Source organism: Caballeronia sp. AZ1_KS37, assembly GCF_023631165.1.
Classification (GTDB): domain Bacteria; phylum Pseudomonadota; class Gammaproteobacteria; order Burkholderiales; family Burkholderiaceae; genus Caballeronia; species Caballeronia zhejiangensis.
Map to the genome: position 1 here is coordinate 44,176 of NZ_JALQDP010000042.1, position 16,173 is coordinate 60,348.

Here is a 16,173-nt window from a genome sequence, read left to right on the forward strand (position 1 = left end):
TCACCTGCTGCGAAAACCCTTCGCGGCGCATCGAGGCGGTGACGATCCCAGGCTTGCCGAACGGCGGCCTGCAAGTGCGGTTCAGTGATTCTGATTCGTTGCGGCAAACATCGCTCCTCCTCGCACACGCATTCAGGAGCTTGTCATGTCGAACGATCTTCCTCTCCGGACGGCTTCGCGCCGTCATTTCATCGGCGTCGCGGCGGCGAGCATCGCGGCGAGCGCATTGAGCCGCGTCGCATTCGCCGATTCGATCCAGAGCACGGCGGACATCGTGCAAGTGAAGAGCGGCGACAAGACCGCGATTCGCCCGCTTCGCGTCCACGCAACGGATGCGCAACTCGCCGATCTGAAGCGGCGCGTGCAGTCGACGCGCTGGCCCGAACGCGAAACCGTCGCCGATGCCTCGCAAGGCGTGCAACTCGCGACGATGCAGCAACTCGCGCGCCATTGGTCGACCGCTTACGACTGGCGCAAGCTCGAAGCGCGGATCAACGCGGTGCCGAACTTCGTCACCGAGATCGACGGACTCGACATCCACTTCATCCACGTTCGCTCGAAACATGCGAACGCGTTGCCGATGATCGTCACGCACGGCTGGCCCGGCTCGATCATCGAGCAACTGAAGATCATCGATCCGCTGACGAATCCGACCGCGCATGGCGGCAATGCATCGGATGCGTTCGATGTCGTGATTCCGTCGCTGCCCGGCTACGGATTTTCCGGCAAGCCGGCGACGACCGGCTGGGACCCGCAGCGCATCGCGCGCGCATGGATCGCGCTGATGCAGCGGCTCGGCTACACGCGCTATGTCGCGCAGGGCGGCGACTGGGGCAACGCGGTGACCGAGCAGATGGCGCTTATCGCGCCGCCGGAACTGATCGGCATGCACACGAACATGCCGGCGACGGTGCCGGACGATATCGCCAACGCGCTGAAGTACGGCAATCCCGCGCCCGCGGGTTTGGCCGGCGATGAAAAGCACGCGTTCGATCAACTCGATTACTTCTACAAACACGGCCTCGGCTACGCGCAGGAAATGGCGAATCGGCCGCAGACGCTGTATGGCATCGAGGATTCGCCGATCGGTCTCGCGGCATGGATGATCGATCACGACGCGGCGAGCCAGGCGCTTATCGCGCGTGTGTTCGACGGACAGGCGGAGGGTCTCACGCGCGACGACATCCTCGACAACATCACGCTTTATTGGCTGACGAACACGGGCGTTTCATCGGCGCGGCTGTACTGGGAAAACAAGCTCAACTTCTTCGCGCCGAAGCATGTTGCGATTCCGGTGGCGGTGAGCGTGTTTCCGGACGAGATCTATGCCGCGCCGCAAAGCTGGACGGAGAAGGCGTATCCGAAGCTGATTCACTACAACCGTCTGGCGAAAGGCGGGCATTTCGCGGCATGGGAGCAGCCGCAAGCCTTCACGGATGAAGTTCGCGCGGGCTTCCGTCCGCTGCGTTCGGCGTAAAGGCGGCGCATCGCGGTCAGCGCGCGCATGGACGCGCGGCCGATGCATCGGGCGGAACCCTGTCACAATCGCAATCTCCGACGTTTCTCGACGATGCGCTCGGGAGTGCGATTGACCGGGCCGTCTCATCCGATTGCGGCGCGCGAGGTGCGCCGCGCGTGTTTCTCCATGACAAGGAGCAAGCGATGCCAACGATGCAGGCAGTGCAGGTAACGAAAGCGAATGGTCCGCTGGAAGTCGTCGAGCGCGATGTGCCGGAACCGCCCGCCGGACACGTGCTCATCAAGGTGCAGGCGTGCGGGATCTGCCACAGCGATTCGCTGACCGTCGAAGGACTCTGGCCGGGTCTGCAGTTTCCGCGCGTGCCGGGACACGAGATCGCAGGCGTGATCGAGAAGCTCGGCGCGGACGTCGAAGGATGGGAAAAGGGTCAGCGCGTCGGCGTGGGCTGGCACGGCGGGCATTGCGGCCATTGCGAGCATTGCCGGCACGGCGACTTCGTGCTTTGCCAGCGCGCGCTGGTGCCGGGCATCAGCTATGACGGCGGCTACGCGGAATACATGGTGGCGCCGCAGGAAGCGCTCGCGCGTATGCCCGACGATCTCTCCGACGTCGATGCCGCGCCGCTTCTTTGCGCGGGCATCACCACGTTCAATGCGCTGCGCAACAGCGGCGCGCGAGCGGGCGATGTGGTCGCGGTGCTCGGCATCGGCGGGCTCGGTCATCTGGGCGTGCAGTTCGCGCGCAAGATGGGCTTCCAGACGGTGGCCATCGCGCGCGGACAGGACAAGGCGCCGCTCGCGAAGCAACTCGGCGCGCATCATTACATCGACAGCGAATCGCAGAACGTGGCCGACGCGCTCAAGGCGCTCGGCGGCGCGCGCGTGATACTCGCGACGGCGACGAGCGGCAAGGCGATGAGCGCGACCATCGGCGGGCTGGGGCTGAACGGCAAGCTCATCATGGTCGGGATATCGGAAGAGCCGGTCGAGGTGCCGATCACGCAGTTCATCATGGGGCGCAACTCGGTGCAGGGCTGGCCGTCGGGCACGGCGGCGGACTCGCAGGAAACGCTCGCGTTCAGCGCGCTGTCGGGCGTGAAGCCGATGATCGAGGAATATCCGCTGTCGCGCGCGGGCGAGGCGTATGAACGGATGATGAGCGGCAAGGCGCGGTTCAGGGTTGTGTTGACGCCGGGGAAGTGAGGTGAGCGAAGCCCCGCTGGGCGGGGCTTCGAAAGCCGCCTAATCCCCCTCCCTCGTCAACAGACACCAGATCGCGAAAAACGGCACATCACCCGACCGCATCGCGTGCGGATTATTCCGCACGTTATGAATCCCGCCGCCGATGCCCGGATCGCGCCATTCTCCGCCGTTCTGCCGAAACTCACCCGGCGTGAACAGCACATAAGCTTCCTCGGGCGGATGACTGTGATCCGGATAACGCGTATGCGGCAGCATCAGCGAAAAGCCCAGTTGCACGTCATAACGGCTCTCCGCGCCGCCGGGACCGCAGATCATGCCGTGCACGTGTGCATCGATATAGCCGTCGCTACCGTTCACGCCCGATGATCGGCGCGACCAGCCGAGATCGGGTTCGAGCGCCTTGATCGCGCGCGCGGCGGTGCCGAAGCCGGTGTCATCGTCGATGAAAGGCGCGAGCGTCGCGTCGAGCCATTCGCATGCGGGATAGCGCGTGCGATGCCGCGCGCCATCGTCGGATGGCGTCTGCAACCGCTCGAACACGCGCGCCGCGACGCGACGTCCCGCTTCCGGCAGCTTCTCCGATTGAAACAGCTTCTCCGCGATGGCGATGTAAGCCGCCACGTTCTGCGCACGACGATTCATGAAGCGCTCTCCGTCACAACCAGTCGGTCTCGAAGCTGCATGCCGTGAGCGGCACGCAGCCGTGCTCCGTAAGCACCACTTGTTCCTCCAGTTTCACGCCCTGACATCCGCCTTCCGCGCCGATATAGCTTTCGATGCACAGCGTCATCCCCGTTTCGAAGACGCCGTCATAGCCCGCGCTGTCCCAATCGACCTGATGCGCGATGGCCGGCGCTTCATCGACCATGCCGATGCCATGCGCGATGCAGCTATACCGGTTCTTCACGTACGGCGCGGGAATCTTCCACGCCTTCTCGGAGAACTCGCGATAGGTCATGCCCGGACGCAGCAGGTCCATGTTGAAATGCACCTGAGAATAAGCCAGTTCGTACAGCTTGCGTTGCTCGTCGGATGGAAGCGTGTCGCCCACCGTCCAGGTGCGCGAAATGTCGGAGCAGTAGCCGTGCGGGCCGACCATGTCGGTATCGAAGGCAAGCAGTTCGCCGTTTTGCAGCACGCGCGACGAACATTCGCGCATCCACGGATTGGTGCGCTCGCCGGACGCGAGCAGTCGCGTCTCGATCCATTCGCCGCCGTGACGGATGTTCTCGAAGTGAAGATGCGCCCATAGCTCCTGCTCGGTCATGCCGGGCCGAAGCTCGCGACGCATCCGTTCGATACCGGCCTCGCACGCGCGCAGCGATTCGCCGATCAGCACGAGTTCGCCCGCCGACTTGATCGCGCGGGCGTCTTCCATCATCGCCTGACCGTCGAGCAAGGTAAGGCCGCGATTGACGAGCAGCGCCGAGCCGATCGGATCGAGCCGGTCGACCGCGAGCCGGCTGTCGCCGCGCGCGTGCGCGCGAAACACATCGACGATTTCGTTCGCCCACACTTCGGCGCGGCTTTCCGCTTCGTGGCCCGCGCTGAAATAAATCCAGCTCACCGCGCCGCGCATTTCGACGTTCAACTCGATGCCGTCCCAAACGTGCTCGCAGCTATGAAACTCCCACGCGACGATGCGGCCATCCGCGAACACCATGATGTAGCGCGACGGATTGCGCGCGGTCCATATCTGCATGTTGGACGTGTCCGTCGCATAGCGGATATTGACGGGGTCGTACAGCAGGATCGCGGGACATTCGTGTCGCTTCAATTGCGCAAGCACGCGCGCGAGCCGATAGGTTCTGACATCGCGCATCGTCCGCACCGGGTCTTCGACCGCCATGTGTGCGTCTCCTCACAGTTCCAGTACGAGGTCCGAAGTCGGACGGCTGCAGCACAGCAGGCGAAATCCCTTCTGGACTTCCCTTTCGCGAATGCCGCCGTTGTGATTCATGTCGACGGTGCCTTCGAGCACCTTGGTCTTGCACGTCCCGCACATGCCCTGACTGCACGATGACGCCACCGCGACGCCCGCCTTCTTCGCCGCCGACAGCACCGTTTGCGATGCGTTCATCGTGAACGATTTCGACGAGCGCGACAGCTTCACGGTGAAGGTTTCCTGCGCAACGCCGGCTTCGTTCGGCGAAGGCGCGGGCGCGACGCCCGCACCGATATCGAAGCTTTCCTGGTGATAGCGCGCCGGATCGTGACCGCCTTCGCGAAGCAACGTCCGCACCGCGCTCATGTAGCCGGCCGGGCCGCACGTGAAGACCTCGCGCTCCAGATAGTCGGGCGCCCATTGCGACAGCAATTGCAGGCTGAGACGGCCGATCGGACCTTGCCACCGCGTCTCGTCGCCGATGCCTTCGCACACGAAGAACACGCGCAGGCGCGGCGAGAGCTTCGCGAATCGCGCGAGTTCATCGCGGAACACGATATCCGCAGGCGTACGCGCGCTGTGGATGAACACGATGTCGCGATCCAGCCCAAGGTCGATGCTCGCGCGCGTCATCGACATGAGCGGCGTGACGCCCGATCCCGCCGACAGATACAGCGATTTCGTCGCGGGCGCGACGCTCGGCGTGAAAGCGCCGGAAGGACCGTATGCACGCAGTTCGCTGCCGGGCTTCATGTTGTCGTGCAGCCAGTTGGACATCGTTCCGCCCGGCACGCGCTTCACCGTTATCGAGAGCAAAAACGGGCGCGTCGGTGCGGAGGAGATCGTGTAGCAACGCTCGACCGATTGCCCTTGCACCTTCGCCGACACCGTCATGAACTGGCCCGGTTCGAACCGCACGGGCAGGCCGTCGGCGGTGCGGAATTCGAAGCTCTTGATATCGTGCGTTTCGTCGACGACGCGGCAGCACGTCAGCGTCTGTTGCTCGCCGCTCGGCCATAGCTTGCCGCCATGTTCCCAGGTGGCGGCATCGGCGAGGCGATCGTCGAGATCGACCGCGGGAGCAAAAATTCTGTCGACGGAATTCATGGCGCGAAAAAGAGTGCGTTGGCGATGAGCGAAGTATTGGATCGCCCATAAACACCGTCAACGCGCTTTATTTTCCGCGTTCCATTACTTGATGTTATGCGTCAGCCGTCGACCGGCGCGACGGGCGTTTCGAGCTTGAGCTGATAGAACGCCGCATCCAGCCAGCGGCCGAATTTGAACCCGGCTTCGGTGATCGTTCCCGAATGCGTGAAGCCGAGCCGCGTATGCAGGCGGATGCTGCCCGCATTCGTCGCATCGACGCAGCCGACGAGCACATGCACTTGTGCTTCGCGCGCGCGCCGGATCAGTTCGCGCAGCAGCCGCTCGCCGAGCCCGAGGCCACGGCAATCGCGATGCACATAGACGCTGTGCTCCACGGTGTACTTGTAGGCGGGAAACGCGCGGAACGTGCCCCAGCTCGCAAAGCCCATGAGCTTGCCCGACGCATCGACGGCGCCGACAACCGGAAAGCCGCCCGCGCGTTTCGCGGCGAACCACGTCGACATGGCTTCTGCTGGGCGCGGCACGTAGTCGTACAGCGCGGTCGAGTTGACGATGGCTTCGTTCAGTATCTCGAGGATGGCCGGCGCGTGTTCGGCCTCGTTGCAATCGATGAGGCGCACGTCGTCGTGCGGATCGGTGGTGTTCATTCGATATCCGTTCAGGGCTGAAGATGAATCAGTTGGCGGACGCGTCGCCGATGGCGAGAATGTAGCGCGCCGCTTTCGAAGCCGGGTTGCTGAAGATGAGCGGGCGGTCGAGGCGCATCGCGAGGCAGTCGCCTTGCTGAAGCGCGTGAAGCTCGTCGCCGATCACGATGTCGATGCGTCCGCTCATCACCCAGACTTGCTGGTGCATGTTCGATTCGCGTCCGCCGGTTTCATACGCGACGCGCGCGCCCGGCGGAAAGTCCACTTCGACGAGCTGAAACGGCGACGGCCAGCCCGCAGGCGATAGATTGCGGCGCGTATAGCCGGACTCGGGATCGCGCCATTTCAATTGCTGGCGGCGCCGCGCGAGCGGTTGCGCGGGCGCGCCTTCCGCTTCCCCGCCGAAAAGGCTCGCGAGCGATACGCCCAGGCCCGCCGCGAGCTTGTCGAGCACGACGGCGGTCGGGCTGGCCGCGCCGCGCTCGATCATCGAGATCATCGAGCGGCTCACGCCGCAGCGCGCCGCGAGCGCGTCCAGCGTGTAGCCGCGCGCGGCACGCAACTCGCGGACGCGATCCGCGATGCGCTGGTTGATGTCGGCTTCAGCGGAAGGCTTGACGGTATCTAGCATAGTGGACGGAGTGTCCAATAAACTAGACGTCGATGTCAAGCGAAAGCGGGCTTCGCTGCACGAAGACAGCGAAGCCCGCCGATCACGCCTATAACCGGTTCAGATCAGCCGTACACGGGGAAGCGCTTGGTCAATTCCGCGACCTGCTGACGAACGCGTTCGAGGTTGCCCGCGTCTTCCGGGCTTTCGAGCACATCGGCGATCAGGTTGCCGACGATCTCCGCTTCCTTCGTGCCGAAGCCGCGCGTGGTCATCGCGGGCGAGCCGAGGCGCACGCCACTCGTGACGAACGGCTTCTCCGGATCGTTCGGAATCGCGTTCTTGTTGACCGTGATGTGCGCGGCGCCCAATGCGGCTTCCGCGGCCTTGCCGGTGATTTTTTTCGCGCGCAGATCGACAAGCATCACATGGCTTTCCGTGCGGCCCGAGACGATACGCAGACCGCGCTTCACGAGCGTTTCGGCCAGCACGCGCGCGTTGTCGACCACGCGCTGCTGATATTCCTTGAACTCCGGCGACAGCGCTTCCTTGAACGCGACGGCCTTCGCGGCGATCACATGCATCAGCGGACCGCCTTGAATGCCCGGGAAAATGGCCGAGTTGATCTGCTTCTCGAACTCGGCCTTCATCAGAATGACGCCGCCGCGCGGGCCGCGCAGGCTCTTGTGCGTGGTCGTCGTGACGAAATCGGCGTGCGGCACCGGATTCGGATACACGCCAGCCGCGATCAGGCCGGCATAGTGCGCCATGTCGACCATCAGATACGCGCCGACGCTCTTCGCGATCTTCGAAAGACGCTCGAAATCGATCTTCAGCGCAAACGCCGACGCGCCCGCGACGATCAGCTTCGGCTTGTGTTCATTCGCGAGTTGCTCGGCCGCTTCGTAGTCGATGTCTTCGGCTTCGTTGAGACCGTAGCTCACGACGTTGAACCATTTGCCCGACATGTTGACCGGCGAGCCGTGCGTGAGGTGGCCGCCGTGCGCGAGGCTCAGGCCCATGATGGTGTCGCCGGGCTTGAGCATCGCGAAGAACACGCCCTGATTGGCCTGCGAGCCGGAATTCGGCTGCACGTTCGCGGCTTCGGCGCCGAAAAGCTCCTTCACGCGATCGATCGCGAGCTGCTCCACCACGTCGACATATTCGCAACCGCCGTAATAGCGCTTGCCCGGATAGCCTTCCGCGTACTTGTTGGTGAGCTGCGAGCCTTGCGCTGCCATCACGGCCGGGCTCGTGTAGTTCTCCGACGCGATCAGCTCGATGTGATCTTCCTGGCGTCGGTTTTCATTCGTGATGGCCGCCCAGAGTTCCGGATCGACGTTTTCAACGGTGCTGGTTGCGCGATTGAACATGATGGTACCCATGTAAGAGAGGAGCGGGTTGCTGCGGGAACGCGTGACTGTCCCGTATTCCATCGAAAGCCGGCTCGCGCGGATAGAAGAATTACGACATTGCGCTGGAATGCGGGCACCTGCGCATTCGCCGCAGTGAATGCTTATTTCATCGGGCGGCTGATTCGCATCAACGTGAACGCGTGACGCAGCTCGAAGCCGAGCCGTTCATACAGCGCGATGGCGCTTTCGTTGTGACTGAAGACATGCAGAAACGGCGTGTCGCCGCGCTCGCCGATTTCCTTGCGCAGGATGTTCATGAGCCGTCCGGCCAGGCCGCGTCCGCGGCAACGTTCATCGACGCACACCGCGCTGATCTCCGCATGACCGTCGATGGCCATGCGCTCGCCCGCCATCGCGATGAGTTCGCCTTGCTCGCGAATCCCGATGTAGCGGCCCATTTCGCGCGTGCGCCTGCCGAACGGACCGGGTTTCGTGCGTTGCACGAGCGCGAGCATGGCGTCGATATCGGCAGCGCCGAGCGCGATCACGTCGCGGTCGTCGATGCTTCGCGTGAAACGCGACGTCGCGATCATCTGATGGATGGCGCCGACGCGCTCCGCGTGCAATGCGCCGATGTCCGCGAGCGCATCCGCCGACAGCATCGCGACGTGTTCGCCGGGTTGCAGCAGCGCGTGCAGCGCGCGCCAGGCATCGGGTGTATCGGAGGCGATGGCCCCGAACGGCGCGACATCCGGATGGAAACGCCGCGCGAGTGTGTCGCCGAGGCCGAGATGCGCCTGCTTCGTGGTCAGCGCGGTCCAGATCGGGCGGTCGAGTGCGGCGTGGGTCGGGCGGATCATATCGGCTCCGGTTGCGAAAGGTGATCGAATGCCGATCACTTTAGGCAATTCCGAGCGTTCCGGCTATTGTCGGAAATGACAGTTTCGGGGGCATTTGCGCCAAACGAAACGCGTCAGGGGTAGCGCGCTTCGTCCAAATCGGCGATGAGCGTCGGGCCTGTCGGTTTCCATCCGAGGCGCGCCTGCGTCAGCGCGCTCGACGCGGGCATGTCCAGGCCGACGAACATCGCCATCCAGCCGAAATGCGCGGCTGCATCGTCCGGAGAAATCGACGTGACCGGCAGCTTCAGCCCGCGTCCGAGCGCTTCGGCAATCGCGCGGCTCGCGATGCCTTCCTCGCCGACCGCGTGATAACGCGCGCCGCTTTCCGCCTTCTCGACGGCGAGCCGGTAGAGCCGCGCGGCATCGGAGACATGGCCCGCCGGCCAGCGATTGCCGCCATCGCCCACATAAGCGACGACGCCCTTGTCGCGCGCAATGCCGATGAGCGGCGTGATGAGACCCTGCTTCAACGGATCGTGAACCTGCGGCAGTCTCACCACCGACACGTTGATGCCGGAATCGAGCAGCGTGTTCCCCGCCAGTTCGGACGCGATGCGCGGATTCGGATGACGCGTGTTGAAGACGTCCTCGCGCGCCGGTTCGCCGTGCTCGCCGCTGCCCATGCCGGTGCCCGACGTGATGACGAGCGGACGATTCGTGCCCGCGAGCGCCGATCCGAGCGCGGCGATCGCGCGCTTGTCCTTTTCGCAGTTCTCGACGAAGCGCGAGAAGTCGTGATCGAAGGCCGTGTGGATGACCGCATCCGCCAGCGCTGCGCCGCGCGCGAGGCTTTCTGGATCTTCCAGCGTGCCGCGATGCACTTCGGCGCCGGCATCTTCGAGCGCCCGCGCGCCCGCATCCGAGCGCGTCATGCCGATCACCCGATGACCCGCGTTGATCAATTCGTGCACCAAGGCCGAGCCGATGAAGCCGGTCGCGCCCGTCAGAAAAATTCGCATGGTGAAGCTCCCTGGTCGAATGGCGCTCACTATCCGACGTTTTTTTATCCCGTTAAAGTAGTGACGTCATCCTATTAAAACGACTAACAGGGTTTCATATCCGTGGATACGGCCAGATCGCTCGGCGATTTTCTGCGCAGCCGGCGCACGCGTCTCGATCCGGCGAGCTTCGGTTTCGCCGGACGCCGCCGCACGCCCGGCCTGCGCCGCGAAGAGGTCGCCCAGCGCGCGAACATCAGTCCGACCTGGTACACGTGGCTGGAGCAGGGACGCGGCGGCGCGCCGTCGGCCGATGTGCTGGAGCGCATCTGCGGCGCGCTGTTGCTCACCGATGCCGAGCGCGAGCATCTCTTCATGCTCGGGCTGGGACGGCCGCCGGAAGTCCGTTACCGGTCCGCCGATGGCGTCAGTCCGCGGCTTCAGCGTCTGCTCGATTCGCTGCAGACCAGCCCGGCCATCGTCAAGACGCCGACGTGGGATGTCGTCGCGTGGAATCGCGCCGCGGCCGTCGTGCTGACCGATTACGGCACGCTGCCGCCCGGCGGGCGCAATATCCTGCGATTCCTGTTCCGCAATCCCGATGTCCGCGCGCGGCAGCACGACTGGGACAGCGTCGCGCGCTTCGTCGTCGGCGCGTTCCGGGCGGATGTGGCGCGCGCGGGGCTGGTGTCGGAAGTCGGCGAGCTCGTCGAAGAGCTTCGGCACGCGAGTCCCGAATTCGACGCGCTCTGGCGCGACAACGACGTCCACAGCCACGAAGAAGGCGGCGGCATCAAGCGTCTGATGCATCCGGCGCTCGGATCGGTCGAGCTGGAATATTCGGCGTTTTCCGTCGATGGCCGGCCGGATCTCGGCATGATCGTCTACACGCCCGTCGACCGCGCGATGGCCGAGCGGATCGGCCAGCTCGCCGCGAGCGCGTGACGCTTCAGAACTTCTCCACCCACGGCCGCAGCTCGATTTCCCACGTCCACGCGCTGCGATGCTGGCGCAGCACATCGAGATAGGTTTGCGCGATGGCGTCGGGATCGAGCGTGCTGTCCGGCGCGTCGGGCGGATCGGCGCGATGTTCGGCGCGCACGCCGCCGTCGATCACGAAATGCGCGACGTGAATGCCCTTCGGCGCCAGTTCGCGCGCGGCGCTTTGTGCGAGGCCGCGCAACGCGAACTTGCCCATCGCGAAGGGCGCAGACAACGCGAAACCCTTGACGCCCGCCGTCGCGCCCGTCAGCAGGATCGCGCCTTTGCCGGCGGGAATCATGCGGCGCGCGGCCTGCTGGACGGCGTGAAACGCGCCGAGCGCCGAGACGGCGACAGCCTGCGCGACTTCTTCGGCATCGAGTTCCGCGATGGGTCCGCGCACGCGCCCGCTCGCGTTGTAGATGACGATTTCCGGCGCGCCGATGCGGGCTTCGGCCTGGGCGAAGAGCGTTTCCATCTGACCGGCATCGGATGCATCGACGGGTAGCGCGATGGCGCCGGTTTCATCGACGAGCGCCGCGAGCTTTTCGACATTGCGCGCCGCGATGACAACCGGAATGTTTTCGGCGCGCAGACGCCGCGTAAGAGAGCCGCTGATGCCTGGCCCGGCACCGACGATGAGGGCGCTGCGGTAGGGAAGTGTGCTCATGGTTTCACGCTCGGACGAAAGGTGGAACCGATGATAACTGGCGTGGGAAATCGGCGCGCGGACCGGCTGCTGCGGGGCTGTTTTTGATGAAAGTCGATGGGTTTCTCAGCGCGACGTGATCGTCGCTACATCCGGCGCGCTGACGAACGGTGGCACGCTCGCGGCGCAGCGGGATACGAGCGTCAATGCGGGCAGCGCAAGACCGATGCAGGTCATTGGCGCATCAGCAAAAAAAGGATTCTGACTCGGCAACGCGGCGCGTGTCGGACGTTGGTGATCTGAACATCGTCAGCGTGCAGGATGTGACCACGAGCAGCGCGCATCGGAGCAGCACGGGCGGCGGGTTCACGATTAGTCAAGCGGAGGCAGCGCGAGCTTCGGCGCGCAGAACGCGTGTTGTATGTGCTTGATCGTGATCACGTAGATCCGTGATCACGGCCCTCGATGTCGCTGTACGTCAGCGTGCCAGTGTACTCAAGCTGTTCTGCGATGCGTCCGCAGCACTTGCAATCACCGCGCCTTTCAGATCGATGTTGCCCTTCACATTGACGTTAAAGCCGCCTTCGCCGGCCAGAATCTCCGCCTGCTGATTGACCTACGGATAGTCGCCGTCGGCGTGACGCGCGAGGCCGCACCGCAGCCGACAGCACGACGGAATGACTCTCAACATCTGACCCGTATTGAAATGGTCCAACGATAGTCACAATCTTTTTCTGATTGAATGGAAAGATCAGGAAAGGATTATTTACGGCCACGACGGAGACGGCGATAGTAAGAAGTTTCCGTCGGTCGTCCAAGAAGGCGAAGAAAAAGTAAAAGGACGGATCGTAGTTAATCAGACCACGGCTCATTCACCGGGCCGGGTTCAGGCGCTCATGAGCGTCGTTCATGGTAATGACGACGCTCTCTCCACGTCCGACACACGCATCAGCAGCGGCGTTCTGCTCGGCCTTGGTCGGGTAAGTCGCTCGGGTTTGGCGTATGGATGTTGTCGCCGCCCGCGACGGTTTTTTTGTTCCATTCAGACCTAGAAGTTAGTTGATGATTTACCGAAAAAGGCTTGCGGCTCTGTCGTTCACAGCCCTGATGTCGCTCGCAGCAAATGCGCAGCAAATTCCATTCACAGACGAAGCCGCCGCCGCGCGCGCGAATGCGATACAGGATCAGCAAATCCAGCAACAACGCGAGGCACAGCAACGCGAATCGGCGATTCGAGCGCCGGCCGTGCGCTCGGAAATCCCTGACGAGAAGCGATATCCGTTGCTTCCTTCAGAGACGCCGTGCTTTCGCATCGACGCCTTCGAGCTCGATGTGCCGCAAACGCTGCCCGAGCCGATTCGGAAGCAGGGCGCATCATCGCTGCCGCTCGATCCGTTCGCGTTCGCCCGCGAGTGGCTCGACCACTACAAAGGTCAATGCATCGGCAAGGACGGCGTGAACGTACTGACCAAGGCGCTTCAGCAGGCAATCCTGAGCCGCGGACTGATCACGACGCGTGTGCTGCTGCCCGAACAGGACCTGTCGACCGGCACGCTCAAGTTCGCTCTGATCCCCGGCGTGATCCGCGAATTGCGCTTTGCCGATCCCAACACGTCGGGCACATGGAAGACCGCTTTTCCGGCGCGTCCCGGCGACGTGCTGAACCTGCGCGATCTCGAGCAAGGCCTCGAGCAGATGAAGCGCGTCGCGAGCCAGGACGTCGACATGAAGGTCGATCCGACCAGCTCGCCCGGTGAGAGCGATGTCGTCATCACCGTCAAGCGCGCCAAGCCTTGGACGTTCGTCGCCTCTGTCGACAACTCCGGCAGCCGTGCAACCGGCAAGTGGCAAGGCAACGTCAGCCTGGGCATCGACAATCTTCTTGGACTGAACGACATCCTGAGCGTAGGCGCGAATCAGGACCTGTACTTCGACGACAAGACTTTGGGCTCGCACGGCTTCAACGGTTCCTACTCGATCCCATGGGGCTATTGGACCGCGACGCTGTATGGCAACACGAACACTTACTATCAGCAGATCGCCGGTGTGAATCAATCGTTCGTGTCGAGCGGCAATTCGCAGAGCGCGGGGCTCAAACTGCAGCGCGTGCTGCGCCGCAGCCAGAGCGACGTGCTCAGCAGCTATATGCAACTCTCGAAGCGCTTCGGTGCGAGCTTCATCGAAGACACGGAGATCGAGCTACAACGACGCAACAATACTTTCCTCGAACTGGGACTGACCGATCGACATTACTTCGGCGGTGCACAGTTCGACGCGACATTGGCATATCGCCAAGGCATCGGTGGTCTGGGCGCGAGACCCGATCCGGAACCGGATCCTTACTCCATATCCACGCGCGCACCGACCTACCGCTTCAAGATGGCCGTGCTGGATATGAACCTGTCGATGCCGTTTGCCATTGCGAAGCAAAGCTTCCGCTACGTGACGACCGTACACGGGCAATACACCAACGATCAGCTTTACTACATCGACGACCTGACGATCGGCAGCCGCTACACCGTGCGCGGCTTCGACGGCGAACAAATGTTGGCCGCAGAAAAAGGCTTCTACTGGCGCAACGAATTGCAGATGCCGATCGGACAGACGCGCCAGTCGCTCTACGTCGGCGTGGATTACGGTCGCGTGTTCGGCCCGAATACCGAGTTTCTCGCGGGCACGCAGCTCGTCGGCGCGGTGATCGGCGTTCGCGGCGGCATTCCGTCGAAGTACGCTGGGTTCAGCTATGACTTCTTCGCGGGCACGCCGATTTACAAGCCGTCTTCACTCGAGACATCGCGCGTGACGGTCGGATTTCAGATGACCGCGCAATTCTGACGCGCGATCGACCTCGGGCTGCATTGCATGGTCAAGACACTGCGGCCCAAATAACAAAGGAGAAAACATGGCCAACGAGAAGAGTCTGACGCTCGCGTCGATTCATGCGACAGCGAAGGCGCTCACTGCCGGACTGCTGCTCGCGCTCGCCGCATGTGGAGGCGGAAGCGGCAGCGGACTCTCGGCTGTCGAGAACAACGGCAACGGGGCGACGGGAGGGACATCGTCGAATTCGGCGGATACGGCATCGACTTCATCGGACGCGCCCACATCATCCAGTGCGGCCGCGAGCTTCTTCAACAGCATCTTCTTGAAGGACAGCGGCAGCGGCTTCTATCAGTTCGATGCGAACTATCCCGGCAGCGGAGGCTACACGCCCGTCGCTTCGGGCAGAACCCGGTTCTACGTCGACAGTGATAGCGACGACAACTTCATCGCAGAGACCACAACGATAGCGGGCGCATATACGCAAGACTATGAGACGCAGCTGTATATCACGGCGGAAGGTGCGTTCACGTCGCGATCGACCCCCTACATCCATTTCGGTTCGAACTCGAAGATCTTCCAGAAGCTATCGCAAGGTTATGAGCTCGGCATGCGAGGCATGTCGACGGCCTTGGAGCGAATCACGATCAAAATGGACGACGTATCGGGTCTGCCGATCTCGGATGCCATTCGCAAGGACGAGGGTCCGGCCATCAACGGACTGCCGTTTCTGCTTGCCGCCGACAAATCGCCGATGCCGAAGGGATCCATCATCTATCAGTTGCCGTACACGGTCGTGACCACGCACTTGTGGGCGAACCTGACAAAGGGGAAGGATCCGTTTGCGTCTCTGGAGGAGATCCAGGCCAGGACCGGAGGGGTCATCCAATCGTTGGGCGGCTATCGCTATCTGCAGCCCGCGCCGAACAGCATGATTCATATCGAGTACGACGGGGCTCTGTACCACGGTGAACTGGTGAAGGCGGGTGACATCCACGATGTCGTTCCGGCTGCGTATAACGGCATTGCCGCGGATTTCATCGCGCAGCGCGAGGCAGTTGCGCTCGCAAAGTAGTGAAGAAAGGAGAAGGAAGCACAATTGTTCCTTCTCCCGTCGACGGTGCTGCTTCAGTTCTTCACGCTTTCACGCCGTGCAGCAAGCTGCCGATGGCGTCGAGCGACTTCGTCACGTTGGTCAGATCGACCTTGGTGTACTGCGATGCATCGACCTGCGTCACCGGCGCCACGTTGATCTGCGGGCTCGCGAACGCGAAGCCCGTGATCGAGTTGGCGTTGATGCCGTTGTTCTGGAAGATGCTCGCGCCGCCGACGATGGCGCCCATTTCAGCGCGACCAAGTTCCTTGCTGACGGCGAGGTTTTCGATTCTCAACATGATGTCTCTCCTGATGACGTGAATGGCTGTGTGAGGGCTTACAGCTTCACGCCGCCGAGCACGCTGCCAACCGCATCGATAGACTTCGTGACGTTGGTCAGATCGACGTTCGTGTGCGTCGAGGCATCGACTTGCGTGACGGGCGCGACGTTGGTCTGCGGGCTGGCGAACGAGAAGCCGCCGTTGACATTGGCGTTGAC

15 protein-coding genes are annotated in these 16,173 nt (G+C 63.1%); 5 read left to right on the forward strand and 10 right to left on the reverse strand.

Annotated elements, in window-relative coordinates; translation table 11 throughout:
* Window positions 1–145 precede the first annotated feature (145 nt).
* Both NCS00_RS29000 and NCS00_RS29005 read left to right on the forward strand, forming a co-directional pair.
* Window positions 146–1,477 carry an epoxide hydrolase family protein gene (locus tag NCS00_RS29000; protein WP_250441642.1) on the forward strand — a complete coding sequence of 444 codons (1,332 nt, stop codon included), beginning with the start codon at window positions 146–148 and terminating at the stop codon, window positions 1,475–1,477.
* Window positions 1,478–1,662: 185 nt separating this feature from the next.
* The gene (locus NCS00_RS29005) at window positions 1,663–2,682 is read left to right on the forward strand and encodes an alcohol dehydrogenase (protein WP_008346234.1); all 1,020 of its coding nucleotides are present in this window, start codon (window positions 1,663–1,665) and stop codon (window positions 2,680–2,682) included.
* Window positions 2,683–2,721: 39 nt separating this feature from the next.
* Here the strand turns inward: NCS00_RS29005 and NCS00_RS29010 are convergent, their stop codons facing one another.
* The 8 genes from NCS00_RS29010 to NCS00_RS29045 all read right to left on the reverse strand — a co-directional run bounded on the left by NCS00_RS29010 (window position 2,722) and on the right by NCS00_RS29045 (window position 10,150).
* Entirely contained in the window at window positions 2,722–3,324 is a 603-nt protein-coding gene (locus NCS00_RS29010; RefSeq protein ID WP_250441643.1) for a dimethylsulfoniopropionate lyase, read from the reverse strand.
* Between the two features lie 13 nt (window positions 3,325–3,337).
* Window positions 3,338–4,531: a M24 family metallopeptidase gene (locus tag NCS00_RS29015; RefSeq protein ID WP_250441644.1), complete on the reverse strand. Its 1,194-nt coding sequence runs from the start codon at window positions 4,529–4,531 to the stop codon at window positions 3,338–3,340.
* Window positions 4,532–4,543: 12 nt separating this feature from the next.
* The gene (locus NCS00_RS29020) at window positions 4,544–5,674 is read right to left on the reverse strand and encodes an FAD-binding oxidoreductase (protein WP_250441645.1); all 1,131 of its coding nucleotides are present in this window, start codon (window positions 5,672–5,674) and stop codon (window positions 4,544–4,546) included.
* A gap of 101 nt (window positions 5,675–5,775) precedes the next feature.
* Complete coding sequence (locus tag NCS00_RS29025) at window positions 5,776–6,324, reverse strand: GNAT family N-acetyltransferase (RefSeq protein ID WP_008346242.1); 549 nt, start codon at window positions 6,322–6,324, stop codon at window positions 5,776–5,778.
* 28 nt (window positions 6,325–6,352) lie between these two features.
* A complete protein-coding gene (locus NCS00_RS29030; RefSeq protein WP_008346244.1) occupies window positions 6,353–6,955 on the reverse strand; it encodes a helix-turn-helix domain-containing protein in 603 nt (200 codons plus the stop codon).
* 104 nt (window positions 6,956–7,059) lie between these two features.
* Entirely contained in the window at window positions 7,060–8,307 is a 1,248-nt protein-coding gene (glyA, locus tag NCS00_RS29035; protein WP_250441646.1) for a serine hydroxymethyltransferase, read from the reverse strand.
* 143 nt (window positions 8,308–8,450) lie between these two features.
* A complete protein-coding gene (locus NCS00_RS29040) occupies window positions 8,451–9,149 on the reverse strand; it encodes a GNAT family N-acetyltransferase (protein WP_250441647.1) in 699 nt (232 codons plus the stop codon).
* Between the two features lie 113 nt (window positions 9,150–9,262).
* Window positions 9,263–10,150 carry an SDR family oxidoreductase gene (locus NCS00_RS29045; RefSeq protein ID WP_008346249.1) on the reverse strand — a complete coding sequence of 296 codons (888 nt, stop codon included), beginning with the start codon at window positions 10,148–10,150 and terminating at the stop codon, window positions 9,263–9,265.
* A gap of 102 nt (window positions 10,151–10,252) precedes the next feature.
* Between NCS00_RS29045 and NCS00_RS29050 the strand changes: the two genes are divergently transcribed.
* On the forward strand, window positions 10,253–11,074 hold the full coding sequence (locus tag NCS00_RS29050) for a helix-turn-helix transcriptional regulator (protein WP_008346252.1): 822 nt from the start codon (window positions 10,253–10,255) through the stop codon (window positions 11,072–11,074).
* 4 nt (window positions 11,075–11,078) lie between these two features.
* Here NCS00_RS29050 and NCS00_RS29055 read toward each other — a convergent pair whose 3' ends face one another.
* Window positions 11,079–11,780, reverse strand: coding sequence for an SDR family NAD(P)-dependent oxidoreductase (locus NCS00_RS29055; RefSeq protein ID WP_250441648.1), 702 nt, complete (start codon window positions 11,778–11,780; stop codon window positions 11,079–11,081).
* A gap of 1,041 nt (window positions 11,781–12,821) precedes the next feature.
* Here NCS00_RS29055 and NCS00_RS29060 point away from each other — a divergent pair.
* Both NCS00_RS29060 and NCS00_RS29065 read left to right on the forward strand, forming a co-directional pair.
* Window positions 12,822–14,594, forward strand: coding sequence for a ShlB/FhaC/HecB family hemolysin secretion/activation protein (locus tag NCS00_RS29060; RefSeq protein WP_250441649.1), 1,773 nt, complete (start codon window positions 12,822–12,824; stop codon window positions 14,592–14,594).
* Window positions 14,595–14,661: 67 nt separating this feature from the next.
* A complete protein-coding gene (locus NCS00_RS29065; RefSeq protein ID WP_250441650.1) occupies window positions 14,662–15,654 on the forward strand; it encodes a hypothetical protein in 993 nt (330 codons plus the stop codon).
* A 61-nt stretch (window positions 15,655–15,715) separates the two neighbouring features.
* On the opposite strand, the gene NCS00_RS29070 is transcribed toward NCS00_RS29065, so the two are convergent.
* Window positions 15,716–15,973: a hypothetical protein gene (locus NCS00_RS29070; protein WP_008346261.1), complete on the reverse strand. Its 258-nt coding sequence runs from the start codon at window positions 15,971–15,973 to the stop codon at window positions 15,716–15,718.
* Between the last annotated feature and the right edge of the window lie 200 nt (window positions 15,974–16,173).

What these genes read in the sequence shown, in the direction of transcription:
- NCS00_RS29000 (WP_250441642.1), top strand. Translation starts at nt 146, where the DNA reads ATGTCGAACGATCTTCCTCTCCGGACGGCTTCGCGCCGTCATTTCATC.
- NCS00_RS29005 (WP_008346234.1), top strand. Translation starts at nt 1,663, where the DNA reads ATGCCAACGATGCAGGCAGTGCAGGTAACGAAAGCGAATGGTCCGCTG.
- NCS00_RS29010 (WP_250441643.1), bottom strand. Translation starts at nt 3,324, where the DNA reads ATGAATCGTCGTGCGCAGAACGTGGCGGCTTACATCGCCATCGCGGAG.
- NCS00_RS29015 (WP_250441644.1), bottom strand. Translation starts at nt 4,531, where the DNA reads ATGGCGGTCGAAGACCCGGTGCGGACGATGCGCGATGTCAGAACCTAT.
- NCS00_RS29020 (WP_250441645.1), bottom strand. Translation starts at nt 5,674, where the DNA reads ATGAATTCCGTCGACAGAATTTTTGCTCCCGCGGTCGATCTCGACGAT.
- NCS00_RS29025 (WP_008346242.1), bottom strand. Translation starts at nt 6,324, where the DNA reads ATGAACACCACCGATCCGCACGACGACGTGCGCCTCATCGATTGCAAC.
- NCS00_RS29030 (WP_008346244.1), bottom strand. Translation starts at nt 6,955, where the DNA reads ATGCTAGATACCGTCAAGCCTTCCGCTGAAGCCGACATCAACCAGCGC.
- glyA (WP_250441646.1), bottom strand. Translation starts at nt 8,307, where the DNA reads ATGTTCAATCGCGCAACCAGCACCGTTGAAAACGTCGATCCGGAACTC.
- NCS00_RS29040 (WP_250441647.1), bottom strand. Translation starts at nt 9,149, where the DNA reads ATGATCCGCCCGACCCACGCCGCACTCGACCGCCCGATCTGGACCGCG.
- NCS00_RS29045 (WP_008346249.1), bottom strand. Translation starts at nt 10,150, where the DNA reads ATGCGAATTTTTCTGACGGGCGCGACCGGCTTCATCGGCTCGGCCTTG.
- NCS00_RS29055 (WP_250441648.1), bottom strand. Translation starts at nt 11,780, where the DNA reads ATGAGCACACTTCCCTACCGCAGCGCCCTCATCGTCGGTGCCGGGCCA.
- NCS00_RS29060 (WP_250441649.1), top strand. Translation starts at nt 12,822, where the DNA reads ATGATTTACCGAAAAAGGCTTGCGGCTCTGTCGTTCACAGCCCTGATG.
- NCS00_RS29065 (WP_250441650.1), top strand. Translation starts at nt 14,662, where the DNA reads ATGGCCAACGAGAAGAGTCTGACGCTCGCGTCGATTCATGCGACAGCG.
- NCS00_RS29070 (WP_008346261.1), bottom strand. Translation starts at nt 15,973, where the DNA reads ATGTTGAGAATCGAAAACCTCGCCGTCAGCAAGGAACTTGGTCGCGCT.